This window comes from Leminorella grimontii, assembly GCF_039789245.1.
Lineage (GTDB): Bacteria > Pseudomonadota > Gammaproteobacteria > Enterobacterales > Enterobacteriaceae > Leminorella > Leminorella grimontii.
Genome location: NZ_CP146357.1, coordinates 1,920,803 through 1,946,508 on the forward strand (window position 1 = coordinate 1,920,803; position 25,706 = coordinate 1,946,508).

30 protein-coding genes are annotated in these 25,706 nt (G+C 53.4%); 19 read left to right on the forward strand and 11 right to left on the reverse strand.

Features of this window, described 5'->3' with window-relative positions:
• Window positions 1–17: 17 nt before the first annotated feature.
• The 10 genes from fabD to V8L73_RS09110 all read left to right on the forward strand — a co-directional run bounded on the left by fabD (window position 18) and on the right by V8L73_RS09110 (window position 9,107).
• Window positions 18–947 carry an ACP S-malonyltransferase gene (gene fabD / locus V8L73_RS09065; RefSeq protein ID WP_027273276.1) on the forward strand — a complete coding sequence of 310 codons (930 nt, stop codon included), beginning with the start codon at window positions 18–20 and terminating at the stop codon, window positions 945–947.
• 33 nt (window positions 948–980) lie between these two features.
• Window positions 981–1,715, forward strand: a complete 735-nt coding sequence (gene fabG / locus V8L73_RS09070) for a 3-oxoacyl-ACP reductase FabG (protein WP_027273275.1) — start codon at window positions 981–983, stop codon at window positions 1,713–1,715.
• 153 nt (window positions 1,716–1,868) lie between these two features.
• Window positions 1,869–2,105 (forward strand): acyl carrier protein, encoded by a 237-nt coding sequence (gene acpP, locus V8L73_RS09075; protein WP_027273274.1) that lies wholly within the window; start codon window positions 1,869–1,871, stop codon window positions 2,103–2,105.
• Between the two features lie 87 nt (window positions 2,106–2,192).
• The gene (gene fabF / locus V8L73_RS09080; RefSeq protein ID WP_071783247.1) at window positions 2,193–3,434 is read left to right on the forward strand and encodes a beta-ketoacyl-ACP synthase II; all 1,242 of its coding nucleotides are present in this window, start codon (window positions 2,193–2,195) and stop codon (window positions 3,432–3,434) included.
• A 153-nt stretch (window positions 3,435–3,587) separates the two neighbouring features.
• Window positions 3,588–4,607, forward strand: a complete 1,020-nt coding sequence (gene mltG / locus V8L73_RS09085; protein ID WP_347254682.1) for an endolytic transglycosylase MltG — start codon at window positions 3,588–3,590, stop codon at window positions 4,605–4,607.
• A 2-nt stretch (window positions 4,608–4,609) separates the two neighbouring features.
• Window positions 4,610–5,245, forward strand: a complete 636-nt coding sequence (gene tmk, locus V8L73_RS09090; protein ID WP_027273271.1) for a dTMP kinase — start codon at window positions 4,610–4,612, stop codon at window positions 5,243–5,245.
• Entirely contained in the window at window positions 5,242–6,219 is a 978-nt protein-coding gene (gene holB / locus V8L73_RS09095) for a DNA polymerase III subunit delta' (RefSeq protein ID WP_347254683.1), read from the forward strand. Before tmk ends, holB begins: the two co-directional genes overlap by 4 nt.
• A gap of 27 nt (window positions 6,220–6,246) precedes the next feature.
• Complete coding sequence (locus V8L73_RS09100) at window positions 6,247–7,026, forward strand: metal-dependent hydrolase (RefSeq protein ID WP_347254684.1); 780 nt, start codon at window positions 6,247–6,249, stop codon at window positions 7,024–7,026.
• Window positions 7,027–7,285: 259 nt separating this feature from the next.
• Window positions 7,286–8,008: an RNA ligase family protein gene (locus tag V8L73_RS09105; RefSeq protein WP_027273268.1), complete on the forward strand. Its 723-nt coding sequence runs from the start codon at window positions 7,286–7,288 to the stop codon at window positions 8,006–8,008.
• Window positions 7,992–9,107, forward strand: a complete 1,116-nt coding sequence (locus tag V8L73_RS09110; RefSeq protein ID WP_027273267.1) for an AAA family ATPase — start codon at window positions 7,992–7,994, stop codon at window positions 9,105–9,107. Before V8L73_RS09105 ends, V8L73_RS09110 begins: the two co-directional genes overlap by 17 nt.
• Window positions 9,108–9,167: 60 nt before the next feature.
• Here V8L73_RS09110 and sodB read toward each other — a convergent pair whose 3' ends face one another.
• A complete protein-coding gene (gene sodB / locus V8L73_RS09115; RefSeq protein WP_027273266.1) occupies window positions 9,168–9,746 on the reverse strand; it encodes a superoxide dismutase [Fe] in 579 nt (192 codons plus the stop codon).
• Window positions 9,747–10,059: 313 nt separating this feature from the next.
• On the opposite strand from sodB, the gene V8L73_RS09120 reads away from it, so the two are divergent.
• On the forward strand, window positions 10,060–10,395 hold the full coding sequence (locus V8L73_RS09120; RefSeq protein ID WP_027273265.1) for a Grx4 family monothiol glutaredoxin: 336 nt from the start codon (window positions 10,060–10,062) through the stop codon (window positions 10,393–10,395).
• Between the two features lie 75 nt (window positions 10,396–10,470).
• Here V8L73_RS09120 and rnt read toward each other — a convergent pair whose 3' ends face one another.
• Window positions 10,471–11,124, reverse strand: a complete 654-nt coding sequence (gene rnt, locus V8L73_RS09125; RefSeq protein WP_027273264.1) for a ribonuclease T — start codon at window positions 11,122–11,124, stop codon at window positions 10,471–10,473.
• A gap of 145 nt (window positions 11,125–11,269) precedes the next feature.
• Complete coding sequence (gene gloA, locus V8L73_RS09130; RefSeq protein ID WP_027273263.1) at window positions 11,270–11,677, reverse strand: lactoylglutathione lyase; 408 nt, start codon at window positions 11,675–11,677, stop codon at window positions 11,270–11,272.
• Window positions 11,678–11,973: 296 nt separating this feature from the next.
• On the opposite strand from gloA, the gene V8L73_RS09135 reads away from it, so the two are divergent.
• From V8L73_RS09135 to pdxY, 8 genes are all read left to right on the forward strand, one after another.
• Window positions 11,974–12,213 (forward strand): DUF1289 domain-containing protein, encoded by a 240-nt coding sequence (locus V8L73_RS09135; RefSeq protein WP_027273262.1) that lies wholly within the window; start codon window positions 11,974–11,976, stop codon window positions 12,211–12,213.
• Between the two features lie 164 nt (window positions 12,214–12,377).
• The gene (gene sodC / locus V8L73_RS09140; RefSeq protein WP_347254685.1) at window positions 12,378–12,902 is read left to right on the forward strand and encodes a superoxide dismutase [Cu-Zn] SodC; all 525 of its coding nucleotides are present in this window, start codon (window positions 12,378–12,380) and stop codon (window positions 12,900–12,902) included.
• 305 nt (window positions 12,903–13,207) lie between these two features.
• Entirely contained in the window at window positions 13,208–13,660 is a 453-nt protein-coding gene (slyA, locus tag V8L73_RS09145) for a transcriptional regulator SlyA (protein WP_027273260.1), read from the forward strand.
• A gap of 105 nt (window positions 13,661–13,765) precedes the next feature.
• On the forward strand, window positions 13,766–14,869 hold the full coding sequence (gene anmK, locus V8L73_RS09150) for an anhydro-N-acetylmuramic acid kinase (RefSeq protein WP_347254686.1): 1,104 nt from the start codon (window positions 13,766–13,768) through the stop codon (window positions 14,867–14,869).
• A 30-nt stretch (window positions 14,870–14,899) separates the two neighbouring features.
• Complete coding sequence (locus tag V8L73_RS09155) at window positions 14,900–15,199, forward strand: MliC family protein (RefSeq protein WP_027273258.1); 300 nt, start codon at window positions 14,900–14,902, stop codon at window positions 15,197–15,199.
• Between the two features lie 173 nt (window positions 15,200–15,372).
• Window positions 15,373–16,020: a pyridoxamine 5'-phosphate oxidase gene (pdxH, locus tag V8L73_RS09160; RefSeq protein WP_036023110.1), complete on the forward strand. Its 648-nt coding sequence runs from the start codon at window positions 15,373–15,375 to the stop codon at window positions 16,018–16,020.
• A 112-nt stretch (window positions 16,021–16,132) separates the two neighbouring features.
• On the forward strand, window positions 16,133–17,404 hold the full coding sequence (tyrS, locus tag V8L73_RS09165) for a tyrosine--tRNA ligase (protein ID WP_261831001.1): 1,272 nt from the start codon (window positions 16,133–16,135) through the stop codon (window positions 17,402–17,404).
• Window positions 17,405–17,535: 131 nt separating this feature from the next.
• Window positions 17,536–18,396, forward strand: a complete 861-nt coding sequence (gene pdxY, locus V8L73_RS09170) for a pyridoxal kinase PdxY (protein WP_027273255.1) — start codon at window positions 17,536–17,538, stop codon at window positions 18,394–18,396.
• Between the two features lie 65 nt (window positions 18,397–18,461).
• Here the strand turns inward: pdxY and gstA are convergent, their stop codons facing one another.
• The 8 genes from gstA to rsxA all read right to left on the reverse strand — a co-directional run bounded on the left by gstA (window position 18,462) and on the right by rsxA (window position 25,640).
• Window positions 18,462–19,067, reverse strand: coding sequence for a glutathione transferase GstA (gene gstA / locus V8L73_RS09175; RefSeq protein WP_347254687.1), 606 nt, complete (start codon window positions 19,065–19,067; stop codon window positions 18,462–18,464).
• Window positions 19,068–19,300: 233 nt separating this feature from the next.
• On the reverse strand, window positions 19,301–19,936 hold the full coding sequence (gene nth / locus V8L73_RS09180; protein ID WP_027273253.1) for an endonuclease III: 636 nt from the start codon (window positions 19,934–19,936) through the stop codon (window positions 19,301–19,303).
• An 11-nt stretch (window positions 19,937–19,947) separates the two neighbouring features.
• Window positions 19,948–20,643 carry an electron transport complex subunit E gene (locus V8L73_RS09185; RefSeq protein ID WP_027273252.1) on the reverse strand — a complete coding sequence of 232 codons (696 nt, stop codon included), beginning with the start codon at window positions 20,641–20,643 and terminating at the stop codon, window positions 19,948–19,950.
• Window positions 20,640–21,269, reverse strand: a complete 630-nt coding sequence (rsxG, locus tag V8L73_RS09190; protein WP_261830998.1) for an electron transport complex subunit RsxG — start codon at window positions 21,267–21,269, stop codon at window positions 20,640–20,642. The genes V8L73_RS09185 and rsxG overlap by 4 nt, the downstream gene beginning before the upstream one ends.
• Window positions 21,270–21,278: 9 nt before the next feature.
• Entirely contained in the window at window positions 21,279–22,328 is a 1,050-nt protein-coding gene (gene rsxD, locus V8L73_RS09195; RefSeq protein ID WP_347254688.1) for an electron transport complex subunit RsxD, read from the reverse strand.
• The gene (rsxC, locus tag V8L73_RS09200) at window positions 22,329–24,488 is read right to left on the reverse strand and encodes an electron transport complex subunit RsxC (protein ID WP_347254689.1); all 2,160 of its coding nucleotides are present in this window, start codon (window positions 24,486–24,488) and stop codon (window positions 22,329–22,331) included.
• Window positions 24,481–25,059, reverse strand: coding sequence for an electron transport complex subunit RsxB (gene rsxB / locus V8L73_RS09205; protein ID WP_027273248.1), 579 nt, complete (start codon window positions 25,057–25,059; stop codon window positions 24,481–24,483). The genes rsxC and rsxB overlap by 8 nt, the downstream gene beginning before the upstream one ends.
• On the reverse strand, window positions 25,059–25,640 hold the full coding sequence (gene rsxA / locus V8L73_RS09210; RefSeq protein WP_027273247.1) for an electron transport complex subunit RsxA: 582 nt from the start codon (window positions 25,638–25,640) through the stop codon (window positions 25,059–25,061). The genes rsxB and rsxA overlap by 1 nt, the downstream gene beginning before the upstream one ends.
• Window positions 25,641–25,706: the final 66 nt, after the last annotated feature.

Consider the following 25,706-nt stretch of genomic DNA (forward strand, 5'->3'; position numbering starts at 1 on the left):
TCAGGAATAATAAAAGTATGAGTCAATTTGCCGTTGTTTTTCCGGGCCAGGGATCTCAGTCCGTAGGCATGCTCGCCGCATTGGCCGAAGAGAATTCACTGGTAAAAGAAACGTTTGCCGAAGCCTCTGAGGCGCTCGGCTATGACTTATGGCAGCTGGTCCAGCAGGGGCCGGAAGCCGAGTTGAACAAAACGTGGCAAACGCAGCCCGCGCTGCTGGCCGCTTCGGTTGCCGTTTGGCGCGTATGGCAGCAAAAGGGCGGTAAGGCCCCAGCGATGCTGGCGGGCCATAGCCTGGGTGAATACTCTGCGCTGGTTTGCGCCGGCGTTCTGGCGTTTAAAGACGCCGTTCGCCTGGTTGAGCTGCGCGGCAAGCTGATGCAGGACGCCGTGCCGGAAGGTACCGGCGCGATGTACGCCATCATTGGTCTTGGCAACGATGAAATTGCCAAAGCCTGTGAGGAGTCCGCTCAGGGGCAGGTCGTTGCGCCCGTCAACTTTAACTCGCCGGGGCAGGTTGTTATCGCCGGTAATAAAGAGGCCGTCGAGCGGGCCGGCGCTGCATGTAAAGCCGCTGGCGCCAAGCGCGCGCTGCCGCTTTCCGTCAGCGTTCCGTCCCACTGCGCGCTGATGAAGCCCGCGGCCGACAAGCTGGCTCAGGCGTTGAAAGACATTGAGTTTAGCGCACCGAAGATCGCCGTTATCAATAACGTAGACGTAAAAGCTGAGACCGACGGCGATGCGATTCGCGACGCGCTGGTTCGCCAGCTTTATAGCCCCGTTCGCTGGACGGAAACCGTTGAGTTTATGGCGTCGCAAAACGTGACCCATCTTCTGGAAATGGGGCCAGGTAAAGTGCTGACCGGTTTGACTAAGCGCATTGTGGACACTCTGTCCGCGGCTGCGGTCAACGATCCTGCCAGCCTGCAAGGCGCGCTTGAAGGGTAAGCGAAAACCGAATTTATCCTAAAGGGGAACTGCATGAAGTTAGAAGGAAAAATTGCTCTTGTCACCGGCGCCAGCCGCGGGATTGGCAAAGCTATTGCACAGCGACTGGCCGCTGAGGGCGCACGCGTCATCGGCACGGCTACGTCAGAAAGCGGCGCTCAGTCTATTAGCGAATATTTGGGCGCACAGGGCAAAGGCCTGGCGCTGAACGTCACCGACGCCGCTTCAGTCGAATCAACGCTTGAGGCGATTCGTGCGGAATTTGGCGATGTTGATATTCTCGTCAACAATGCCGGCATTACGCGCGATAACCTGCTGATGCGTATGAAAGACGAAGAGTGGCAGGACATTATTGATACCAACTTGACCGCCATTTTCCGCCTGTCGAAGGCCGTTATGCGCGCCATGATGAAAAAACGTTATGGCCGCATAATTACTATTGGCTCAGTTGTTGGTACAATGGGTAATGCAGGGCAGGCTAACTACGCCGCGGCTAAGGCCGGAGTTATCGGTTTTAGCAAATCGCTGGCGCGTGAGGTTGCCTCCAGAGGCATTACGGTTAACGTCATCGCTCCCGGTTTTATCGAGACCGACATGACGCGTGCATTGACAGATGAACAACGGTCAGGCATTTTGTCACAGGTTCCCGCAAACCGTTTAGGCGACGCAAAAGAGATTGCCAGCGCTGCTGCATTTTTGGCCTCTGATGAAGCTGGATACATTACGGGTGAAACCTTACATGTGAATGGTGGCATGTATATGCTGTAAAGAATCGATGAATTTTTGTTCAATTTGCGCTAAATTTAGCAAGTTGGTTCAAAATTCTGGTTCGACCAGCCTATATTTGGTTGCATCTTTTTCAACATTGAATAAACTACGAAAACCATCGCGTTAGCGAGTTTTGATAGGAAATTTAAGAGTATGAGCACTATCGAAGAACGTGTTAAGAAAATTATCATTGAGCAACTGGGTGTTAAAGAAGAAGAAGTCAAAAACAGTGCTTCTTTCGTAGAAGACCTGGGCGCTGATTCTCTTGACACCGTTGAGCTGGTTATGGCTCTGGAAGAAGAGTTTGATACTGAGATTCCAGACGAAGAAGCAGAAAAGATTACTACGGTTCAAGCGGCGATTGATTACATCACGGCTGCTAACGCGTAATCAGACATATCTATCTAGGCGGTCACTCGACCGCCTAAGTTTTTTCATATCCAACAACAAGTCATTCCCCCCTCTGGAGGATTCAACGTGTCTAAGCGTCGAGTTGTAGTGACCGGAATGGGCATGTTATCCCCTGTCGGCAACACTGTAGAGACTACATGGCAGGCTCTTCTTGCCGGGCAGAGCGGTATCAGCCTTATTGACCATTTCGACACCAGCGCCTTTGCCACGCGTTTTGCTGGTTTAGTAAAAGGTTTTAATTCAGACGATTTTATTTCGCGTAAAGACGCGAGAAAAATGGATCCCTTTATTCAATACGGTATCGTAGCCGGCATGCAGGCTATTAAAGATTCCGGTATTGAAATTACCCCGGAAAATGCGCCTCGCATCGGCGCCGCCATCGGCTCTGGCATTGGCGGTCTTGGCCTGATTGAGGAAAACCACGGCGCTTTGATGACCGGCGGTCCGCGTAAGGTGAGCCCATTCTTTGTGCCTTCAACGATCGTGAACATGATCGCCGGCCATTTATCCATTATTTATGGCTTTAGAGGTCCTAGTATCTCTATTGCTACGGCCTGTACTTCTGGCGTTCACAACATTGGCCATGCGGCGCGTATTATCGCCTATGGCGATGCGGACGTCATGGTAGCCGGCGGCGGCGAGAAGGCGAGTACGCCGTTAGGCGTTGGCGGTTTCGGCGCGGCCCGCGCGCTGTCTACGCGTAACGATAATCCGCAGGCGGCGAGCCGCCCCTGGGACAAAGACCGCGACGGCTTTGTGCTGGGCGATGGCGCAGGCATTCTGGTGCTGGAAGAGTACGACCACGCCAAGAAGCGCGGCGCCAAGATCTACGCTGAAGTCGTCGGCTTCGGTATGAGCAGCGATGCCTACCACATGACGTCACCGCCGGAAGACGGCGCGGGCGCCGCACTGGCTATGGAAAACGCGCTGCGCGATGCAGGCGTGACGCCGTCACAAATTGGCTACGTCAACGCACACGGCACCTCAACGAATGCCGGGGATAAAGCTGAAGCGCAAGCGGTGAAAACGATCTTCAAAGAAGACGCCAAGCGCGTGATGGTCAGCTCAACCAAGTCAATGACGGGCCACCTGCTGGGCGCAGCCGGTGCGGTAGAGTCTATTTTCTCTATTCTTGCGCTGCGCGATCAGGCTATACCTCCTACTATCAACCTGGACAACCCGGACGAAGGGTGCGATCTGGACTTCGTGCCTCACGAAGCGCGCCAGGTTAAGGGGATGGAATACGCGCTGTGTAACTCTTTCGGCTTCGGCGGAACCAACGGTTCTGTTCTGTTCCGTAAGGTTTAAGCAGTGAACGGCTCTGCGGAGCCGTCGCGATAATATAATTAAGACGGCCCGGTATATTCACCGGGCCGTTTTGCTTATAGAATTTGGTATTGTAGTACCACGAAGCGTCATACAGTAACCGCGTTTAAAACCACCCATTAAGTGACCAGGGCAATGAAGAAAAAACTCATAGGGATTTTAGCCGTCGCAATTCTGGCAGGAGCTGCCGGAGCCTTTGTCGGGTATCAATGGCTGCAAAAATACGAACAGACGCCGCTTAGCGTTCAAGACGCCGTTTATTTTACGCTTCCTGCGGGAACCGGACAGGCGGCGCTTGGCAAACTCCTGGTGGATAAAGGCGTTATCAGGGACGTTAAACCGCTGCCGTGGCTGCTGCGCCTCAAGCCGGAACTGGGGGGATTTAAAGCGGGAACCTACCAGCTGACGCCGGATATGGACGTGAAAGCGATGCTGCTGCTTTTTCGCTCCGGAAAAGAGGCTCAGTTTTCTATTCGATTCATTGAAGGCACGCGAGTGCAGGACTGGATCCCGCTGCTTGAACAGGCGCCTTATGTGAAGCATTCATTGCAGGGGCTGAGCGAAGCGCAGATCGCGGAGAAGCTGGCAATTGACTCCCCGGTTCACCCGGAAGGTTGGCTGTATCCGGATACCTATAACTATACGGCCGGGACGACCGATCTGGCGTTGCTTAAGCGCGCCCACGATAAAATGAAGAAGACCGTAGACGAAGTTTGGGCGGGGCGCGAAGAAAACCTGCCGTATAAGACGCCGTATGAAATGGTGATCATGGCGTCGATTATTGAAAAAGAAACGGCGGTGGACGCCGAACGCGACAAGGTGGCTTCCGTCTTTATCAACCGCATGCGCATTGGCATGAAGCTACAGACCGATCCGACGGTGATCTACGGTATGGGTAGCCAGTATAACGGCAACATTACCCGTAAAGACTTAACTACGCCGACGCCCTACAATACTTATACGATTGACGGACTGCCGCCGACGCCCATCGCCATGCCGGGGCTGGCCTCTTTGAAAGCCGCGGCGCATCCGGCGAAGACCAACTATCTGTATTTTGTCGCCGATGGTAAGGGCGGCCATACGTTTACCACCAACCTGCAAAGTCACAATCAGGCGGTTCGTCAGTATTTGCAAACGCTTCGAGCGGGAAAATAGTAATGACTCAGGGTAAGTTTATCGTTATTGAAGGACTGGAAGGCGCGGGGAAAACCACCGCGCGGGAAACCGTTGTTTCTGAACTTAAGCGTTGGGGCATCGAACATATCCGCTTTACGCGAGAGCCTGGCGGTACGCCGCTGGCGGAAAAACTGCGTGCGCTGGTCAAAGAGGGCGTGCACGATGAACGAATTACGGATAAAGCCGAACTGCTGATGATGTACACGTCACGCGTGCAGCTGGTCGAGAACGTAATAAAACCGGCTCTGGCGCAGGGAGAGTGGGTGATAGGCGATCGGCACGACCTTTCGTCTCAGGCCTATCAGGGAGGCGGCCGAGGCATCGATGCAGGGCTGATGACGACCCTTAGAGACGCCGTTTTAGGCAATTTCCACCCCGATTTGACGCTTTATCTGGATATTCCTCCCGAGCAGGGTTTGGCGAGAGCCAGAGCAAGAGGCGCTTTGGACCGCATAGAAAAAGAGTCTTTGGCCTTTTTTGAGCGTACTCGCGAGCGCTATAGAGAGTTGGCCGAGCAGGACTGCTCGATCGTTACTATCGACGCGTCTCAGCCTTTAGAGCAGGTGACGTCGGATATTCGTACCGCCGTAAGGCAGTGGTTGGAGAAAAACGCGTGATTTGGTATCCGTGGCTGACCCCTGCATACCGGCAGCTGGTTGCCCAATACTCCTCCGATCGCAGCCATCATGCGCTGCTGCTGCAGTCGATCCCTGGCTGCGGCGATGAGCCGCTGGTTCAGGCGTTGGGATACTGGTTGATGTGTCAGGAACCGCAGGGGGAGAAAACCTGCGGCGTCTGCCATAATTGTCACATGATGAAGGCGGGAACCCACCCGGATTGGCACGTTGTCGAACCGGAAAAGGGCAAAACGGCTATCGGCGTTGAAACGGTGCGCCAGCTGACGGAAACGCTCTACAACCGTGCGCAGCAGGGCGGCGTTAAGGTCGCCTGGATCCGTGAAACGGAACGGCTGAGCGAAGCGGCGGCCAACGCGCTGCTAAAAACCCTCGAAGAGCCCCCGGAACACACCTACTTTTTGCTGTCTTGTCACGAGCCTTCTGCGCTGCTGCCGACCATTCGAAGCCGGTGCCTGCATTGGCTGCTTGCGTGTCCGGATGAGGCGTTTAGCGTTGAGTGGCTGCGCCGGCAGAACGCCGGACAGCCGGACAGCCTGCGCACCGCGCTGCGATTAAGCAACGGCGCGCCCGTTGCCGCACAGCAGCTGTTAACGTCTGACGTCTGGGCCGCGCGCGCGGCGATTTGTCAGCGGATGGCTGAAGCCTTTGAACGGCGCGATTTGCTGCTGCTTTTGCCGCTGCTCAATGAAGACAATGCGGCCGAGCGCATCCACTGGAGCGTTTCGCTGCTGCTGGACGTCGTTAAGCATCAGCAGGGCGCGGGGAACTTTATCGTCAATCAGGATGCGATCGATGCCGTCCAGCGATTGGCGGTCATTATGGCCCCAGGGCAGATTAACCGTATAACGCAGCGCTGGCTTGCGTGTCGGCGCGAACTGCAGACGGTCGCCGGCATAAATCGCGAGCTTTTATTAACCAATATGTTAAACCAGACGGAGAGCGGATTAGCTTAACGTTGGGTTCTTTGAGCAATATTTCTTATGTACTTAGTTGATTCACACTGTCACCTTGACGCTTTAGACTTCGACAAGCAGGGCGTCGATCTGAACGACGTTCTGGCGGAGGCCAAGCGCCGTGACGTTCATGCCTGCCTGGCAGTATCTACAACGTTGCCAGGCTTTCAGGCGCTTTATGACAGCGTCGCTGCGTACCCAAACGTCTTTCTTTCCTGCGGCGTTCATCCGCTAAATCTCGATGAGCCGTATCGGCTTGAGCAACTTCAGGCTTTGGCTGCGGCTTCTCGCGTAGTGGCGCTGGGAGAAACCGGGCTGGATTACTATTATCAGCAGGATAATATTCCGCTACAGCAGCTTAGCTTTCGACAGCATATTCAGGTTGGCAATGCGTTGAATAAGCCCGTGATTGTTCATACTCGCGACGCGCGTAAAGATACGCTCGCTATTCTGAAAGAAGAGAATGCGAGAGACTGCGGCGGAGTACTGCACTGTTTTACCGAAGACTGCGATACGGCAAGGCAGCTGTTGGATCTCGGTTTTTATATTTCGTTTTCCGGCATTGTGACGTTTCGCAACGCGGACGCGCTGAGGGAAGCGGCGCGCTACGTGCCATTAGACCGCATGCTGATTGAAACCGATTCGCCTTATTTAGCGCCGGTGCCCCATCGCGGCAAGGAGAATCGCCCCGCCTACGTGCGCGACGTGGCCGAATACCTGGCCGTTTTAAAGCGCGTTGAGCTTGAAGCGTTTGCGCAGGCAACGAGCCATAACTTCCGTCAGCTTTTTAAGGTTGAACTGCCGTAATTGAACAATAGCGGTGAGAATTTGTGCTCCCCGCTATTGGCAATCCCCTCTCTATCCTGTTAATATTCGCGCGCTTTCACCTACACTGCGTTTAATCTCCTCCGTTATTACGCTTTTTTCTCGTTAAAATAGCCCGCTAGCCTGGGTAAACAGACCGTGCGCTCGTTTCAGACACAGTTGCCTTTTGACCATTACTCATGAGGACAGCGTCTACCGCGCGGCGAAACTGCGCGCACTCGTAGACATAGGAATAAACATGATGAATGGACAATCAAGGAAATACGGCAGGACCTATCACTATCCGTTTTCGCCCGGTACTACCAGCGACGATCGCATTAACCCTACGTGGTGGGATGACGTTTCCCGCATTGAGGCATTGGTGCATACCGAAAAGTTGGACGGCGAAAACAACTGCCTGAATAAGTACGGCGTATTTGCACGCTCTCATGCAGCACCGACGCAGTCGGCGTGGACGCAGAAAATTCGTCAGCGCTGGGCGCTGATTAAGAACGACTTAAACGACATCGAAATCTTTGGTGAAAATTTATACGCTATTCATTCGATTGAATACCGCCGTTTGGAGCATGACTTTTTCGTCTTTGCGGTACGCTGCAAAGACTGTTGGCTAAGCTGGGAAGAGGTTGGATTTTACGCGGCCCTGTTTGATTTTCCTCGGGTACCCGAGCTTAATATCGACAGCGCCAGTGATGGAGTCGCGTTCAGCCGGCAAATTATTGAAACGTCCCAAGGGCCCAGCGGTTTTGATTCGTGGGATACGCATACAAATCAACCCTGTTCTATGGAGGGGGTTGTCAGCCGAAATCAGGATGAATATCCCGTAGAGGCATTTGCGCACAACGTCTTTAAGTATGTTCGAAAAAATCACGTAAAGACCGACGTTCACTGGAAACGCAGCTGGAAAAGGGCGCAGCTCCGCTATGAGCGTAACGATCGGGGAGGCGAGCATGAACTGGCGCTTTAGTGACGACAGGTCGTGGAGCCACTTAACGCAGCGCTTTTCTTTTTTTGCCGATATGCACGGCGTTATGCAGGATCCAAAGCATCACGCCGAGGGCGACGTTGCTGAGCATACGCAGCGCGTACTGCGTGCGTTAGTCGAACTGCCGGAATATCAGCAGCTTTCTTTGCTGCGTCAGGAAGTCCTCTGGGCGGCGGCGGCGCTACACGACGTAGAAAAGAGAAGCACAACCCGAATTGATGAAGACGGCACTATTGTTTCTCCTGGGCATGCGAAACGAGGCGAGCTTAGCGCCAGGCAGATCCTGTTTAAAGACGTTCCTACGCCTTTTGCTCTTCGTGAAGAGATAGCAGCGCTTGTTCGCCATCACGGGCTGCCGCTGTGGATCATGGAAAAGCCCGATCCGCAAAAAGCGCTGCTGGCGGCATCTCTGCGATGCGATATGGGGCTATTGGCAACGTTGGCTAAAGCTGACGTACTCGGGCGCGAGTGTGGGGACCGACAGGCGCTTTTGGAGCGTATTGAGCTTTTTGAACTGTACTGTATGGAACAGGCCTGTTGGAAAAAGGCGAGGGAGTTTCCTTCTGCGTTGGCGCGTTTCGTCTACTTTTCAAAAGAGGGCGGGCAGGCTGACTATCAACCTTATGACGATTGCGAATGTCAGGTGACCATGCTGTGCGGCCTGCCGGGGATGGGGAAGGATCGCTATCTGGACCGATACTGCCGGGGGATGCCGGTCGTGAGTTTGGACGACATCCGTCGGCAGCACCGCATTGAGCCGAATGACAAAGCCTCTAACGGCTGGGTGGTTCAGCAGGCTAAGGAACGGGCGAGAGAGCTATTGCGGCAAAGCAGCGACTTTGTCTGGAATGCGACAAACCTGACGTATTCGCTTCGCCAACAGCTGGTTTCACTGTTTGTCGCCTATCGGGCAAAGGTCAGGATAGTTTACATCGAGGTTCCTTTTGCCCGCTGGAAAAAGCAGAACGCCGACAGGCCTTACCCCGTTGCAGAATCGGCGCTTGCCAGGATGCTGGATAAGCTTGAGGTTCCGGCGCCGCATGAAGCGCACGAGGTCGTGTACTTCGTCGACGATAAATGAAAAAAGCCGCCTTCTTTAACTAAAGAGGGCGGCTTCGTTTAAAGCGTTAGGTAAGGGGGATTAGCCCAGATTCTTGGCGACGAACGCCCAGTTAACCAACGCCCAGAAGTTTTCCATATACTTAGGACGCGCGTTGCGATAGTCGATGTAGTACGCGTGTTCCCAAACGTCAGCCGTCAGGAGAGGCTTATCGCCGTCGGTCATCGGGTTAGCGGCATTCGAAGTGTTCACGATAGCCAGCTTGCCGTCAGCTTTTTTCACCAGCCACGTCCAGCCAGAACCGAAGTTCTTCACGGCAGAGTCGGTAAACTGTTCCTTGAATGCGGCGAAAGAACCGAAGTCTTTGTTGATAGCGTCAGCCAGCGCGCCGGTTGGCTCGCCGCCCGCGTTAGGCGCCAGGCAGTTCCAATAGAAGGTGTGGTTCCAAACCTGAGCCGCGTTGTTGAAGATGCCGCCGGAAGATTTCATGATAATTTCTTCCAGTGATTTACCTTCAAATTCACCGCCTTTAACCAGATTGTTCAGGTTAACGACGTAAGTGTTATGGTGCTTGCCGTAGTGGTATTCCAGCGTTTCTGCGGAGATATGGGGTTCCAGGGCATTCTTGGCATAAGGCAGTGCGGGTAATTCAAACGACATTATTTGCTCCTTTTATAAAAGTAGAGTTCTGTGACGACATAGCCTGCGATTGAGGGCCATGCGTCATGACTCATTTGAAAATAAAATGTTGTAACTTTGTTATATTGGGTAATTCTATCAACTTTTTCCTATATTAAAAGAGAAAAAAGGAAAAAGCATCGTAACGAACGGGGGCATGAATGCCCGAACTCACTAAAGGATAGGCGAAAATCGGCATCCTGGCTTAAATCCCTGTGAAAAGTAGTGTTTTTTCTGTTCGTATTCAAGGCTACAATACTCAAAAATGCGCAATGTCTGCTTAAGGAAGCAAATCATGACCACAGTAGAAAAAATTCAGGCTCAAATCGCGGAAAACCCAATCCTGTTATACATGAAGGGCTCTCCTAAACTGCCAAGCTGCGGCTTCAGCGCACAGGCCGTTCAGGCTATTTCTGCCTGCGGAGAGCGTTTTGCCTACGTTGATATTTTACAGAACCCGGATATCCGGGCAGAGCTGCCCAAGTATGCTAATTGGCCGACGTTCCCACAGCTTTGGGTTAATGGAGAGCTTATCGGCGGATGCGATATCATTCTTGAAATGTATCAACGCGGTGAACTGCAGCCGCTGCTAAAGGAAGCGGCTAAAGCCCAAAGCGCGGACGAAGCGTAAGCGTTTCTCATTAGTCGAAACCAGTGAAGCATCGGCCATCCCTCGGGGTGGCCGATATCGTTTAAGGGACGCTATCTAGCCGTGAGTGGACAGTTCCGGCGTCAGCGGCCAGCCGCCCAGCTTCTTCCAGCGGTTAACCAGCTCACAAAAGAGCGCGGTCGTTCTTTCGGTATCGTAAAGGGCAGAGTGCGCCTGCGCGCTGTCGAAGGGAAGCCCGGCCGTAATGCAGGCTTTCGCCAGTACCGTTTGTCCCAGCACCAGGCCGCTCAGGGCCGCGGTATCGAACGTAGCGAAAGGATGAAAGGGGTTACGCTTCAGGCCTGCACGCTCAGCGGCGGCCATTAGAAATCCGTGATCGAAGGCCGCGTTGTGCGCTACGACGATGGCTCGATTGCACGACTGGTCTTTTATCCCTTTGCGCACCATTTTAAAAATAGCGTGCAAAGCGTCATATTCGCTGACCGCGCCGCGTAAAGGATTATGGGGATCGATGCCGTTAAAGGCCAACGCCTCCGGCGATAACACTGCACCCTCAAAGGGAGCGACGTGAAAATGCAGGCTTTGGTCGGGAATTAACCAACCCTGTTCGTTCATCTTTAAGGTAAAGGCGGCGATTTCCAGCAGGGCGTTAGTTCGAGGGTCGAATCCTGCCGTTTCTACATCAATAACGACGGGATAGAAGCCGCGAAAGCGCTCGCTTAAGCAGTTCTGTGTATTTGTATCAGCCATACTTACCTGTTTTGCGGACGATTAAAAGGGGGCATTATGCCAAAAAACGGAGCCAGATGCTCGGCAATCTCTTTGGTAATGGTCATTTTGGGGGATAGGTCGAAAAACTATCGGACGCGAAATGCGCCCGATAGACGAGAGGGGATCAGTTGCCCAACGCGTTGGCGGCCTGTTTGTTTTCAATAAGCTCTATCTTGTATCCGTCCGGATCTTCGACGAAGGCGATAATGGTCGTTCCGCCTTTGACCGGGCCCGCTTCGCGCGTCACCTTGCCACCGGCGCTGCGAATTTGTTCGCAGGTTTGTGCAACGTTATCAACGCCTAGAGCGATATGGCCGAACGCGGTGCCCATTTCATAGCTTTCCACGCCCCAGTTGTAGGTTAATTCAATAACGGCGCCCTGGCTTTCGTCGCCATAGCCAACGAACGCCAGCGAGTATTTATATTCTGTATTTTCGCTGCTGCGCAGTAGGCGCATGCCCAAAACCTGAGTATAGAAATCGATAGAGCGCTGTAGGTTACCTACGCGGATCATGGTGTGAAGTAAACGCATGCTGCAGTCCTCGTAATACAAAAAAGCGATAGTGATAGGCGTAATGAAGTATACCCGAGCGTCGTTATTAATAAACGATTATTCTTATCGTTAATGGACTGATATTCCATCGATATGATAATCAGGCTGTGACCCGCAATTGCGCACGGATGGCGCTGGCGGCCATTTTTACGCAGAACAAGGCTCGAGGGATGAGGTTTGGCGAGTCAAATAAGCTGCTTGCTTTCTGGTCAAACTGCATCTATTACCTTAGAGTAATCTTTCGTTTAATTATTGCGCTCTCTAAGCAGACAACTATGCCTCAACAGTTAGAGTTTTTTGCAATTCCCTCTCCATGCCGTGGAATTTGTCAATCTGACAATCGAGGCTACTGCTTGGGCTGCTTCAGAAGCAGGGACGAGCGTTTCCAGTGGATGAGCATGACGGATGCTGAAAAGCAGAACGTGCTACGCTTATGCCGTCAACGGAAAATGCTTAAGAACAGGAAACCTGTAGATAAAGAGGATGACACACATAGCCAGCCCTCTCTTTTTTGATATGTACACACGTTTTTATATTTCGATACGATATAAAAATGGTTTTTCTACAAGCGGTTATCGTGACTTTGGTCACTTTACCAAGTTGCAAAAATGTAATTAACCAATAGATGACTCATAATAAAAAGGCTTAGATAATTAAGCATTTTTAAAAGGATAAAACAATGAAACGTTATTTAACCGCTTTAGCCGCACTGGCGGCCTGCGCCAGCGTTCAGGCCACTACCGTAGAGGTTCCAGTGAATAGTGTTTCCGCTGAGGGAGTTGGGCAATCTATCGGTAATATCACTATTACGGAAACGGAATATGGTTTGCTGTTTACGCCAAACCTGACATCGCTTCCCGCAGGAGTGCATGGATTCCACGTGCATGAAAAAGGCAGCTGCGACGCCGGTATGAAAGACGGTAAATCGGTAGCCGCGCTGGCTGCCGGTGGACATTTCGATCCGGAAAAAACCGGTAAGCACTTGGGGCCGTATAACGCCAAAGGGCACTTGGGCGATCTGCCGGCTATTTACGTTGATAGCGATGGTAAGGCCAGCTATCCCGTACTTGCACCGCGTCTGAAAACCATTGCCCAGATTAAGGGGCTTGCGCTAATGGTTCACGCAGGCGGCGATAACCATGACGATCATCCGCAGGCTCTGGGCGGCGGTGGCGCGAGAGCCGCGTGCGGCGTGATAAAATAATTTAAAACGCTTTAGATGTCAGTTTTATATAAGCGCCAAAGGACGAAGTTGGCGCTTTTTAATTGATAATTACTTAATGTTAAGTTCAGTTTTATTAATGTATTGAGCATGTTTTATCTTTGCGGTGTGGCACGCCACATCACTTTTCCCTTTATTTAATGTTGCTTTAACGGTAGATTAAATCCATATTAATGTCGATTAATTTTGAAATGATGCTTTATTTATTAGTCTTTTTTGATGAAAGGCGTAATAATTGTAAACGTATTAATGTTATTGATGTTTTACACTAATTGTCAGGTTATCTTATGAATTCAAAAAACGATTATACCTTAGGGGCAGATATTGCCCGTTTGGTCCGTAGCTGGCGCAGTATTATTGACCTTCAGCTTAAGCCGCTCGGGCTCACTCAAACGCATTGGGTGACGCTCTATTATCTGAACGGGCTGCCTCCAAACCAGTCTCAAATTCAGTTGGCTAAAGCGATCGGCATCGAGCAGCCGTCACTGGTTCGGACGCTGGACCAGCTGGAAGGTATGGGATACGTAAAGAGAGAACCTTGTCCATGCGACCGCAGAGCTAAGCAGATCAATCTGACAGAAGAAGCCAAACCAATTCTGGAACAAGTGAACAGCGTTGTTGACGGCGTTAGAAAAGGGATTGAACGGGATATCCCGAAGGAGCAGCTGGCGCTGTTTGCCGAGATCATTCGTAAATTTGAGAAAAATATCGCAGACATGGAAATCAGCAGTAAGGGATAGCGTTTCGTTCCCACGCTTATCGTTCTTTCATATGGCAATCCTGGGGGTATTTTTGTTTTAATAGCCCCAAGCGGTTACGACGAAAAAAGCCACGGGGATGAACGAATGAAAGCGGGTAACTATATAGGTATCATGTCAGGAACCAGTCTTGACGGCGTTGATGTAGCTTTGGTGACGATCGCTGAAGCTACCGTAATTCAAAAAGCCAGCTATTTCCATCCTATGCCTGACGATATCCGTCAGGATGTCCTTTCCGTCTGTCAGGGACAGTCCGTTACGCTTTCCCACTTGGGGCGCCTGGATCTGCGCCTGGGCATTCTGTTTGCCAAGGCCGTTCTGGGGCTTTTGAAAAATAACGGCATCGAATCAAAAGACGTTGTGGCCATTGGCTGCCACGGTCAAACCGTGTGGCATGAGCCGACGGGGGAACTGCCGTTCACCATGCAGTTAGGCGATAACAACCGCGTTGCCGCAATGACCGGCATCGTCACCGTTGGCGATTTCAGGCGTAAAGACATGGCCTTCGGCGGCCAGGGCGCGCCGCTGGTGCCTGCGTTTCATCAGGCCGTGCTGGCCGACGATACGCAAAGACGCTTTATTCTCAATATTGGCGGCATCGCCAATTTGTCCTTACTCATTCCAGGCCAGCCGGTAAGCGGCTACGACACCGGCCCGGGCAATATGCTGATGGACGCCTGGATACAGGAGCACAAGGGCGAGGGTTTTGATAAAGACGCCCGCTGGGCGCGTGAAGGCCGCGTAAACGCAGACTTGCTGGCAAAACTGATGTCCGATCGCTATTTTCAGCAGCCCCCGCCCAAAAGCACCGGAAGGGAGCGCTTCAATCTTCAATGGTTGCATGAGCAGCTTGAAGGCTTCTCGCATCTCGAGCCGGCGGACGTACAGGCGACGCTGGTGGAATTTACGGTTCAAACGATCGCCGAACAGGTTATCGCTGCCGGAGGCTGTCATCGTTTGCTGGTATGCGGCGGTGGTGCGCGCAATCCGTTAATGATGTCGAGGCTGGCTGAATGTTTGCCCGAGTCAGCGGTTGAAACGACGGACAGTTACGGCATCAGCGGTGACGATATGGAGGCGATAGCGTTTGCCTGGCTGGCGGCAAGAACGCTGTCCGGCGAACCCGGAAATTTACCGGCGGTCACCGGCGCATCCAGAGAGACGGTTTTGGGCGCAGTTTATATTCCTTGATTTAATAAAATACCTTTACGGGGGAACACGATGAAAAAGCTGTTTACGATCGCTGCCGTTATCGCGATAGCGGGATGTAGCGCGCAGGACGCCGCGAAAGAGACGTTGGTTTATCAGTGTGAAACGCAAACGCTGGAAGTGACGCTGGACAATGCCGGCGATTCCGTCACTCTCATGATGGACGGTCAGTCCCGTCGGCTGGTTCAGGCCGTTTCCGCCTCTGGCGCCAGATATAGCGATGGGGAATATACCTTTTGGTCTAAAGGGGACGGCGCCATCGTTATGCGCGGTGAAGATATCAGGCTCAGGGAATGTCAGCTGATCAAATAGTCCGACTTTTTTGACATCCCGCCCGAGTCAGCGCAAAACGGCGCTTGAGTCCGGCGGGATTTTTGTACACCGTCAACGCGCCGTAACGCATTGCTTTTTCTCGCCCACGTTTGAAATCCTGCCGGAGTGGGTGCAAGATAGGACCTCATTTCACACTGATAGGCTTTTTGACGATGCCCACTTCAAAAAACATTGCCGATTTGCGTCGGGAGTATGCGCAGGGCGGCTTACGTAGAAAGGATCTTCCTGAAGATCCGCTTTCCCTTTTTGAGCTTTGGCTAAAGCAGGCCTGCGAGGCCCAGATTTCCGATCCGACCGCGATGTGCGTAGCGACGGTGGATGAAAACGGCCGCCCGTCTCAGCGCATCGTGCTGCTCAAGCACTACGATGAAAAGGGATTTGTTTTTTATACCAACTTGGGTAGTCGAAAAGCGCGCGAGATTACGCAAAACAATCAGGTAAGTTTACTGTTCCCGTGGCACATGTTTGAACGTCAAGTGATCGTTTCGGGGAGAGCGGAACGCCTGTCGCCGACAGAAGTATTAAAATATTTTCATTCCCGGCCTAAAGAGAGCCAGATTGCGGCCTGGGTCTCCCAACAGTCGTCGCGTATTTCGGCGCGAAGCGTCCTTGAAGGTAAGTTTCTTGAACTTAAGCAGAAGTTTTTGCAGGGAGAAGTGCCTTTGCCCAGCTTCTGGGGCGGCTTTCGCGTCAGCATTAACGAAATCGAGTTTTGGCAGGGGCGCATAAATCGGCTTCACGACCGTTTTCTGTATCAGCGAGAGCAAACTCATTGGAATATCGATCGTTTAGCGCCTTAAGTACTGGTCATTATTCGTGGCGGCGTTTATGCTATCCCATTCGACAAAAATATGTGTTTTAACCACGCGGCCTGAGGCCTGCGTAAAACTATAACAACGGAGTTATCTATCGATGGCGAAAAACCTGATTGAACAACTGCAAGAGCGTGGGCTGGTAGCCCAGCTTACGGATGAAGAAGCGCTGGCGGAGCGGTTGGCGCAAGGGCCGATTGCTCTCTATTGCGGCTTCGATCCGACGGCCGACAGCTTGCATTTGGGTCACTTGGTTCCGCTCCTGTGCTTAAAGCGCTTTCAACTGGCGGGCCATAAGCCGGTTGCTTTGGTCGGAGGCGCGACGGGTCTGATTGGCGATCCCAGCTTTAAGGCCGCAGAGCGTAAGCTGAACACGGAAGAGACCGTTTCCGAGTGGGTAGAAAAGATTCGCCAGCAGGTTTCGCCGTTTCTGGACTTTAACTGCGGCGCCAACAGCGCCGCGATGGCTAACAACTACGACTGGTTCGGCGGCATGAAAGTGCTAACGTTCCTGCGCGACATCGGTAAACACTTCTCTGTTAACGCGATGATCAATAAAGAAGCCGTTAAGCAGCGCTTAAACCGCGACGACAGTGGGATCTCCTTCACCGAGTTTTCTTACAACCTGCTTCAAGCCTACGACTTCGCCTGTCTGAATAAAGAGCTTGGCGTAGAGCTGCAAATCGGCGGCTCTGACCAATGGGGCAACATTACGTCGGGTATCGATCTTACTCGTCGCCTTCATCAGAAGCAGGCCTATGGGTTCACCGTTCCGCTTATCACCAAGTCTGACGGCACCAAGTTTGGTAAAACCGAAGGCGGCGCGATTTGGCTGGATGCGAATAAGACCAGCCCTTACAAGTTTTATCAGTTCTGGATCAATACGGCCGATGCGGACGTTTATCGCTTCCTGAAGTTCTTTACCTTCATGAGCATCGAAGAAATTGACGCCTTGGAAGAAGAGGATAAGAACAGCGGTAAAGCGCCGCGTGCGCAGTACGTGCTGGCCGAGCAGGTGACGCGTCTGGTTCACGGAGATGCGGGGCTTCAGGCCGCTCAGCGCATTACCCAAAGCCTGTTCTCCGGCGAGTTGGCCGAGATGACCGAGCAGGACTTCGCCCAGCTGGCGCAGGACGGCATGCCGGTTATTGAGCTGGAAAAGGGCGCCGATCTGCAGCAGGCGCTGGTTACTGCCGAGCTGGTTCCGTCTCGCGGCCAGGCCAGAACGATGATTAGTTCTAATGCGGTCACGATCAATGGCGAAAAACAGTCAAACCCTGAATATGCCTTTGCTGACGGCGATCGTCTGTTCGGTCGCTATACGCTGCTGCGTCGCGGTAAGAAGCACTATTGCCTGATCGCCTGGAAATAGTCGGAAAGATTATGTTCCATTTCGTCGGCCGCTCTGCGGCCGAATTTTTTTGTCTCATCGCATAGCGCGGCGATAGCGGTTTCTGACACAATGGCCTCACTGCGTTTTTAATTCAGGTTCGCGTTTTAACTATGAAAAATATACTTTCCATCCAATCTCACGTTGTTTATGGCCATGCGGGAAACAGCGCCGCCGAGTTTCCTATGCGCAGAATGGGGGTTAACGTCTGGCCGTTGAATACGGTTCAGTTTTCCAACCACACCCAATATCGCCAGTGGACGGGATGCGTAATGCCGGCTGCCCACATTGCGGAAATAGCCCGCGGCATTGACGAGATCCACCAGCTTGCCCGCTGTAATGCCGTATTGAGCGGCTATATTGGTTCGCCGGAGCAGGGAAAAACGATTCTAGACGTTGTTGCAAAGGTTAAGGCGGCCAATCCTGACGCTTGGTATTTTTGCGACCCGGTGATGGGGCATCCAGAAAAAGGGTGTATCGTTGCGCCGGGCGTGGCGGAGTTTTTCTGTGCCGAAGCGCTGCCCGCAAGCGACATGATGGCACCCAACCTGCTTGAACTGGAGCAGCTGAGTGGAAAAACGATTGCCAGCGTAGAAGAGGTTGTTGCCGCGGCCCGAGAGCTTTGTCGAAAAGGGCCCAGAGTGATACTGGTGAAACATCTTAGCCGAGCCGGCTATCGTGCCGACTGCTTTGAGATGGCGCTGGTAACCGCCGATGAAGCCTGGCACATCAGCCGCCCGCTGGTTGACTTTGGTCCCCGTCAGCCGGTCGGAGTGGGCGATATTACCAGCGGCCTGATGCTGGTGAACCTGCTGCAAGAAAAGCCGCTGCCTGAGGCGCTGGAACACGTTACCGCCGCGGTGTATGAAATCATGCTGGAAACGCAGCGCAGAGGTGAGTACGAGCTGCAGATCGTGGCCGCGCAGGATAACATCGTCGCGCCGGAGCATCATTTTAAGGCCGTAAAGCTGTAATTCGACCGTAAGCCTCTCTTTACGAGAAACGGGCCAAAATGGCCCGTTTTTACATGCGTACGTTGCTAGTTTAAGCCTTCGGCTTTAAGAGCAGCCTTAACGGCAGGGCGGTCAGCCATACGGGCCATATAGTCCGCCAGCGCCTTCAGGCCTCTGAGATCCAGTTTTACCGCCGCCGCCCAACGCGTTACGGTGAACAGGTAGGCATCCGCCACGCTGAAGCTGGCGCCGAGAATGTAAGGACGCGTCTGCAGCACGCTGTCTACATAGCTAAAGCTGTTGAACAGCTTTTCTTTCGCCACTTGCTTATACTCTTCCGGCGTTTTGGGGTTAAACAGGGGGCTAAACCCCTTATGTAGTTCAGTAGAGATAAAGTTTAACCATTCAAGCGCATGGTAGAACGGCTTAGTATCGGCAGGCGGCATTAAGTGTTTGGTAGGAGCGCGGTGCGCCAGATACTGCACGATGGCGACGCCTTCGGTCAGAATATCACCGTCATCAAGCTGAAGCGTAGGCACTTGCCCCTTCGGGTTGACCTTTAAAAAGTCTTCGCCGTGTTCCGTTTTTTTGGTCGCCAGGTCGACTTTCTCAACGGAATAGCTAAGGCCGATTTCGTTAAGAATGATATGGGGAGACAGAGAACAGGCGCCCGGCTTATAAAATAGCTTCATTGTTATACTCCACGATCCGTTAGTGATAGAGTCCGCGCGGGCGGCTATCTATGCTGTGTCCGCCGCGCTTTGTTGACGCCGAAATGGGCGATTAACCTATCTAGTATAGGCTACGCGGTTGGTGAAATGTTTGATATTTGTTGTGAAAGTTAAAAGCTCGGTTTAAGCATGCGGGAATGGAAAAGCGGTAGAGTAATGGGCCAGCGAAAGGTCGCTTCGATAGCCCAACCGGGTCAGATCTCGGTCTTTTCTTTGTATTCGCAAAGATCTTCAATCAGGCAGGAGCCGCAGCGGGGCTTACGGGCAATACAGGTATAGCGGCCGTGAAGGATAAGCCAGTGGTGGCAGTCTACCTTGAATTCTGCTGGAACGACCTTTAATAACTTTTCTTCAACCTGCTCGACGTTCTTCCCCGGCGCGAAGTTTGTGCGGTTACAGACGCGGAAGATGTGGGTGTCTACGGCGATGGTGGGCCATCCGAAGGCGGTGTTAAGAACTACGTTGGCGGTCTTTCTTCCGACGCCGGGCAGCGCTTCCAGCGCGGCTCTGTCTTCCGGAACCTGGCCGCCATGTTTTTCAATCAGCAGGCGGCAGGTTTTAATCACGTTTTCCGCTTTGCTGTTATACAGACCAATCGTTTTTATGTATTCCTTCACGCCGTCTACGCCGAGCGCCAGAATGGCTTCTGGCGTATTGGCTACAGGGTATAGCTTGGCGGTCGCCTTATTGACGCTGACGTCCGTGGCCTGCGCTGAAAGCAGAACGGAAATAAGCAGCTCGAACGGAGTGGAGAAATTTAGCTCCGTCGTTGGCTTAGGATTGCTGTCCCTAAGTCGGGTGAGGATTTCTATACGCTTTGCCTGATTCAAACTGGGTGTCCTTACTGAATGGGTTCGTGGCTTTGCTGTGAAGCAGAGGCTACGGCGACTCTCTTTTTGTACGCTTTAACTTTGGCATCAATAACATATTTTAACGCCAAAAGAAAACCGAGGCCTAAAAACGCGCCGGGAGGCAGAATTGCTAACAGAAAGGCGCTGTCCAGATGAATGACTTCAATTCGCAATACTTTTGCCCAAGAGCCGAGCAGCGCGTCGGCGCCGTCAAACAGCGTTCCGTTACCTAAAATTTCGCGCATAGCGCCAAGAATAAACAGCGCAAAGGTAGCGCCCATGCCCATAGCAAAACCGTCAACGGCGGACAGCGCTACCGGATTTTGCGCAGCAAAAGCCTCGGCTCGCCCGATAACGATACAGTTGGTGGTGATAAGGGGAATAAAGATGCCCAGCGACTGATAAAGGCCATAGGCGTAAGCATTAATCAGCAGTTCCACGACCGTAACCACGGACGCAATGATCATCACATAAATAGGAATGCGTATTTCCTGCGGCACCCAGCGGCGCAGGGCCGAGACGGCGACGTTGGTGCAGACCAGCACTAGCGTAGTGGCAAGTCCCAGTCCAAGCGCGTTGGTGGCCGTGGAGGAAACTGCCAGAAGCGGGCAGAGGCCCAGCAGCTGAACCAGCGCAGAGTTGTTTTTCCACAGGCCCTGACTGAGCAGGTTTTTCATTTCACTCATGGCTTAGCCTCACAGTGAGGAAGGGCGCTAAATTGGGAATGGTGGGTCTGAACGTACAGCGCCGTCCGTTTTACCGCTTTGACGACGGCGCGTGGCGTAATGGTCGCCCCCGTAAACTGATCGAACTCACCGCCGTCTTTGCGAACGGCCCAGCGAGAGTCCTGCTCGCCGTTAACGGTTTTCCCTGCAAATTTGGTGATCCAGTCGGAAATGCGCAGCTCGATTTTATCGCCCAGCCCCGGCGTTTCGTGATGCTCAAGCGTACGAACGCCCAGTGTGGTCCCGTTAAAGTCGGCGGCGACGATAAGTTGGATTGCGCCAGAATAGCCGTCGGGCGCGGTGGTTTCAATCACGGCCGCAACGGGCGCACCGTCCTTTCGAGCCAGGTAAAGCCGATGGGGGGCGCCATTACCCAGCGCGTCATCCGTGACAATGTAACATTCATTTTGCAGCGCGTTGTTATAGGCGCTGGGCGGCAACAGGTTGTCAAACAGCGCCTTTTGCTGGCGCGCGGCCTGTTCTTCGACCGTTGAACGCGTCATTAAATAGACGCCGGAAGTTAACGCCGTTGATAGCGCCGCGTAGAGCGCCAGCGTCAGTCCGTGCTTTCTCATGGTGTTCAGCATGCCGTTACCTCACCGATGCCCGTATGCGCGAGGCTGCGTATAGTGGTCGATCAACGGTACGGTCATGTTGATAAGCAGCACGGAGAAGGCCACGCCGTCCGGGTAGCCGCCATAGCTTCGAATCAGCCAGACCAGTGCGCCGACCAGCGCGCCGAAAATCAGCCGCCCCGTAACCGTCGTTGAGGCCGTTACCGGGTCGGTAATAATGAAAAAGGCGCACAGCATAGTCGCTCCGCTGAGCAGGTGAAACCATGGGGCCGCGTTGTGGCTCGGGTCAATCAACCATCCCAGAAGAGAAACGGCGCCCAACGAGCATAAAAAGCTGACGGGGAGGTGCCAGTGAATGATTCGTTTAATCAAAAGAAGAAGGCCGCCGATGAAAAAACCAACGTTGACCCACTGCCAGCCTACGCCGCCGAAATCGTTATAAACGGGGGCCTGCATCACGTCGGCTATCGCATGCCCGCCACGCAGCCCGGTTTTCAACGTATCTAGCGGCGTCGCCTGACTCATGCCGTCAACGCCAAGCATTAGCGTAAATACGTCGCCGCCGCTTGAGGTATGGCCGGTAAAAATCAGGTTCACTGAATCTAAAAGCGTGATGGTCGTCGCTCGTAGCGGCTCTGGCGGCAGCCAGCTGCTCATTTGAACGGGGAACGATATCAGCAGAATAACGTAGCCTACCATGGCGGGATTAAAGGGGTTTTGCCCCAGTCCGCCGTAAAGCTGTTTAGCGATGACGACAGCAGCCAGCGTGCCGATAGTGATAATCCACCAAGGCGCGAGCGGAGGAATACTGATGGCCAGCAGCAGGGCGGTTAATAGCGCGGAATTATCGGTCAGGCTGTTTTTTATCGGCTGATGGCGAAGGCGCAATACTAACGCCTCTGACAGTAAGGCGACAGGAACGGCCAGCGCGATCTGAATCAGCGTACCGTAGCCAAAGAAGTACCACTGCACGGCAATTCCCGGCAGGCAGGCCAAAATGACCCACAGCATCAGCCTTTGCGTTGAACGCTGGGAATGAGAGAACGGTGAGCTGGTAATACGAAACGACATCTATTTTTCACTCGCTGTTGTCAATGCGGCGGCCTGTTGGGCTTTACGCGCCTTTACTCTGGCGATGGCTTGTGCCACGGCCGCCTTTCGCTCATCGGCTTCAGACAGGGGGACGTTCTTTCCCTGAAGTCCTGCCGTTTCAGTCTCATCCGTCTCAGGGGATAAGGCTGATTGCGCCAACTGCTCTTTTTTCGCTTTAGCGCGGGCGATAGCGGCGGCAACGGCGACCTTGCGGTCGTCCTGCGCGTGCTCTTCCCGCAGGGGAGCGGCGACGTCAGGCTCCGCTGACTGTGACTGCTCCTTTTTCGCTTTAGCGCGGGCGATGGCGGCAGCTACGGCGGCTTTGCGATCGTTCTGTTCGGTTTCTTCTTTTGGCGCAGCCTGAACGGCAGCCTCTTTGGCCGTCGCCGACTGCTGTTGGGCTTTTTTCGCCTTGGCGCGGGCAATTGCCGCCGCTAACGCGGCCTTACGGTCGTCAGCGGCGGGAGTTGAAGCTTCTGACGGTGTGACTTCGGTTCTTGCATTAGCCAAACGCTGGGCTTTTCTTGCCTGGCGGGCCGCGATGGCGGCGGCGTTATCCGGTAAGGCTGCGCCCTCGATGGATTTAATCACCGGAGGCGTAGAGACACTGCTGGCGCTTTCACGTCGTTTTTTCACTCTTTCCAGCGCGGATTGAATCAGTTCGCTGTCTTCGCTATCAGGCTGCGTTTCGGCCTTCTTGTGCCTTAGCTGTCGCGCCTGTTTTTCTCTTTCAAGACGGGCCTGCTTTGCTTCAAAACGAATTTTTGCAGAGCGTGCGAGTTCGGCCTGTTCGTCCAGATCGCGAATTTTGGCCTTTTCCTGCCGATAATACTGTATTAGAGGAATATGGCTTGGGCAGACGTAGGCGCAGGCGCCGCACTCAATGCAGTCAAACAGGTTATAGGCGCGGGCCTTTTCGTGTTCTTTTCCGCGGCTAAACCAATAGAGCTGTTGGGGCAAAAGGCCTGCCGGGCAGGCGTCCGCACACTGGCTGCATCGTATGCATGCCTGTTCCGGCTCGGGCGATGCGATTTCTTCTTCCGTTGGCGCAATGAGGCAGTTGCTCATTTTGGTAATCGGGACATCCACGTCGGGAAGAACGAATCCCATCAGGGGGCCGCCCATAATGACGCGCGGCGGCGTCTGCGGGAGATAGCCAGCCTGCTTAAGCAGAAATGAAACAGGCGTGCCCAACAGGGCCCATACGTTGCCTTTGTGCGCCATGGCTTCGCCCGTTAGGGTGACGATCCTCTCCAGCAGAGGTTCGCCGTCGATGATGGCGCGCTTTATGGCGTATACCGTACCGACGTTTTGCATCAGTACGCCAATGTCTGACGAACGTCCTTGGTGTGGAACTTCTTCGCCCGTAAGGATCTTGGTAAGCTGGCGGGCGCCGCCGGAAGGGTATTTGGTTGGAATAACGCGAACTTCTATCGCATCATTTCTGTTACGCTGTAACGCATTGTTTAACGCACTAATGGCCTCAGGCTTGTTGTCTTCAATGGCTATCAGGATAATTTCCGGCTCAAGTACGTGGCGAAGAATTTCACAGCCCTGTACGAGCTCATCGGCGTATTCCTGCATCAGGCGATCGTCCGCCGTGATGTAGGGTTCGCATTCTGCGCCGTTGATAATCAGCGTCCTGGTTTTGCTCAGGCCGCCGTCTATCTTATTGGCGGTGGGGAATACGGCGCCGCCCAGCCCGGCGACGCCAGCCTGATGAATATGGGCAATAAGCCGCTGTGGCTCATAGTCGCGATAGTTTACAAGCGTCGGCATCTTGCCCCACTTGTCCAAGCCGTCTGGTTCCAGTTGGACGCAGCGCTCGGGGAGCGCGGAAGGGTGAGTGCTGGGGTAAAAGCCAATATGGGTCACGGTACCTGACGTTGATGCGTGTACGGGAAGCTCTCTGCCCGTACCGGCCGTTAGCGGCTGGCCTTTCAGCACGTAGTCGCCTACTTTGACCAGCAGCTCGCCTCCCGGCCCCGAGTGCTGTTGCAAAGGGATATATAGCCGTTCGGGAAGCGGTAGGCGGCGAATGGGGACGTGACGGGTTTGATCCTTCATCTCTGGAGGATGAATGCCGCCTTTGAAATCCCACAGGGCGGTTTTTTTGAATCGAGCGAACAGATCAAACATGTGAATTTATCTCGACGATCCTGACCGGAATTGACTGCAAATTCCACTTCCAGTTTGTTGTCGTTTCGGGCACAGGGCGCATTTCAATACAGTCCGTTGGGCAGGGAGCGACGCAGAGGTCGCAGCCCGTGCAGAGCGCCGTTATTACCGTATGCATAGCGCGAGTTGAGCCAACAATGGCGTCAACCGGGCATGCCTGAATGCACTTCGTGCATCCGATGCAGTTGTATTCATCAATGACGGCAACTTTTCTTACAGGATTGATTTCCGCCACGTCCGGATCGAAAGGCTGAGGCTCTACGCCCAGCGTATCGGCCAGCTTTAACATGACGCTTTCACCACCGGGAGCACACTTATTAATCGCTTCGCCCTGATTGGCTACGGCTTCAGCATAGGGACGGCATCCCGGGTAGCCGCACTGGCCGCATTGGCTTTGGGGCAGCAGGGCTTCGACTTTATCCACGATGGGATCGGCCTCAACTCTGAACCGGCGCGCGGCAAAGCCCAAGACCGCGCCGCAAACCAGCGCAAGCAGCGTCAGGGCAATGATGCTAGACCACAGTGAAATCATTAAAATCGTACCAACCCGGTGAAGCCCATAAATGCTAATGACATCAGCCCTGCGGTAATCAGGGCGATCGATGAACCTTTAAACGGCGCAGGAACGTCGGCCAGCGCGAGACGCTCGCGCAGCGCGGCGAACAGCACCATAACGAAAGAGAAGCCAACGGCGGCGCTAAAGCCGTAAATCGTTGACTGCATAAAACCGTGCGACTGATTTACGTTAAGCAGGGCGACGCCCAGAACCGCACAGTTTGTGGTAATCAGCGGCAAGAAGATGCCCAGCAGCCGGTAGAGCACCGGGCTGGTTTTACGCACGGCCAGCTCGGTAAACTGTACTACGACCGCAATGACGAAAATAAACGCCAGCGTGCGCAGATAGCCCAGTCCCAGTGGGGACAGGATGTAGTTTTCCACCAGCCAGGCGCAGATCGACGCCAGCGTTAATACGAACGTAGTCGCCAGCCCCATGCCAATCGCCGTTTCAAGCTTCTTGGAGACGCCCATAAAGGGGCACAGCCCGAGAAACTTGACCAAAACGAAGTTATTGACAAAAACGGTGCCGACAAAAAGCAGCAAATAGTCGCTCATCTTGATGCCTAAAAGAAAAAAAGCCGCCGTATTATCGGTAATTGGCGGCTTGAGCACAACACTGTA

Excerpts from the sequence above, each read along its gene's own strand:
- fabD (WP_027273276.1), top strand. The coding sequence starts at position 18 with ATGAGTCAATTTGCCGTTGTTTTTCCGGGCCAGGGATCTCAGTCCGTA.
- fabG (WP_027273275.1), top strand. The coding sequence starts at position 981 with ATGAAGTTAGAAGGAAAAATTGCTCTTGTCACCGGCGCCAGCCGCGGG.
- acpP (WP_027273274.1), top strand. The coding sequence starts at position 1,869 with ATGAGCACTATCGAAGAACGTGTTAAGAAAATTATCATTGAGCAACTG.
- mltG (WP_347254682.1), top strand. The coding sequence starts at position 3,588 with ATGAAGAAAAAACTCATAGGGATTTTAGCCGTCGCAATTCTGGCAGGA.
- tmk (WP_027273271.1), top strand. The coding sequence starts at position 4,610 with ATGACTCAGGGTAAGTTTATCGTTATTGAAGGACTGGAAGGCGCGGGG.
- V8L73_RS09100 (WP_347254684.1), top strand. The coding sequence starts at position 6,247 with ATGTACTTAGTTGATTCACACTGTCACCTTGACGCTTTAGACTTCGAC.
- V8L73_RS09105 (WP_027273268.1), top strand. The coding sequence starts at position 7,286 with ATGAATGGACAATCAAGGAAATACGGCAGGACCTATCACTATCCGTTT.
- V8L73_RS09110 (WP_027273267.1), top strand. The coding sequence starts at position 7,992 with ATGAACTGGCGCTTTAGTGACGACAGGTCGTGGAGCCACTTAACGCAG.
- sodB (WP_027273266.1), bottom strand. The coding sequence starts at position 9,746 with ATGTCGTTTGAATTACCCGCACTGCCTTATGCCAAGAATGCCCTGGAA.
- V8L73_RS09120 (WP_027273265.1), top strand. The coding sequence starts at position 10,060 with ATGACCACAGTAGAAAAAATTCAGGCTCAAATCGCGGAAAACCCAATC.
- rnt (WP_027273264.1), bottom strand. The coding sequence starts at position 11,124 with ATGGCTGATACAAATACACAGAACTGCTTAAGCGAGCGCTTTCGCGGC.
- gloA (WP_027273263.1), bottom strand. The coding sequence starts at position 11,677 with ATGCGTTTACTTCACACCATGATCCGCGTAGGTAACCTACAGCGCTCT.
- V8L73_RS09135 (WP_027273262.1), top strand. The coding sequence starts at position 11,974 with ATGCCTCAACAGTTAGAGTTTTTTGCAATTCCCTCTCCATGCCGTGGA.
- sodC (WP_347254685.1), top strand. The coding sequence starts at position 12,378 with ATGAAACGTTATTTAACCGCTTTAGCCGCACTGGCGGCCTGCGCCAGC.
- slyA (WP_027273260.1), top strand. The coding sequence starts at position 13,208 with ATGAATTCAAAAAACGATTATACCTTAGGGGCAGATATTGCCCGTTTG.
- anmK (WP_347254686.1), top strand. The coding sequence starts at position 13,766 with ATGAAAGCGGGTAACTATATAGGTATCATGTCAGGAACCAGTCTTGAC.
- V8L73_RS09155 (WP_027273258.1), top strand. The coding sequence starts at position 14,900 with ATGAAAAAGCTGTTTACGATCGCTGCCGTTATCGCGATAGCGGGATGT.
- pdxH (WP_036023110.1), top strand. The coding sequence starts at position 15,373 with ATGCCCACTTCAAAAAACATTGCCGATTTGCGTCGGGAGTATGCGCAG.
- tyrS (WP_261831001.1), top strand. The coding sequence starts at position 16,133 with ATGGCGAAAAACCTGATTGAACAACTGCAAGAGCGTGGGCTGGTAGCC.
- pdxY (WP_027273255.1), top strand. The coding sequence starts at position 17,536 with ATGAAAAATATACTTTCCATCCAATCTCACGTTGTTTATGGCCATGCG.
- gstA (WP_347254687.1), bottom strand. The coding sequence starts at position 19,067 with ATGAAGCTATTTTATAAGCCGGGCGCCTGTTCTCTGTCTCCCCATATC.
- V8L73_RS09185 (WP_027273252.1), bottom strand. The coding sequence starts at position 20,643 with ATGAGTGAAATGAAAAACCTGCTCAGTCAGGGCCTGTGGAAAAACAAC.
- rsxG (WP_261830998.1), bottom strand. The coding sequence starts at position 21,269 with ATGCTGAACACCATGAGAAAGCACGGACTGACGCTGGCGCTCTACGCG.
- rsxD (WP_347254688.1), bottom strand. The coding sequence starts at position 22,328 with ATGTCGTTTCGTATTACCAGCTCACCGTTCTCTCATTCCCAGCGTTCA.
- rsxC (WP_347254689.1), bottom strand. The coding sequence starts at position 24,488 with ATGTTTGATCTGTTCGCTCGATTCAAAAAAACCGCCCTGTGGGATTTC.
- rsxB (WP_027273248.1), bottom strand. The coding sequence starts at position 25,059 with ATGATTTCACTGTGGTCTAGCATCATTGCCCTGACGCTGCTTGCGCTG.
- rsxA (WP_027273247.1), bottom strand. The coding sequence starts at position 25,640 with ATGAGCGACTATTTGCTGCTTTTTGTCGGCACCGTTTTTGTCAATAAC.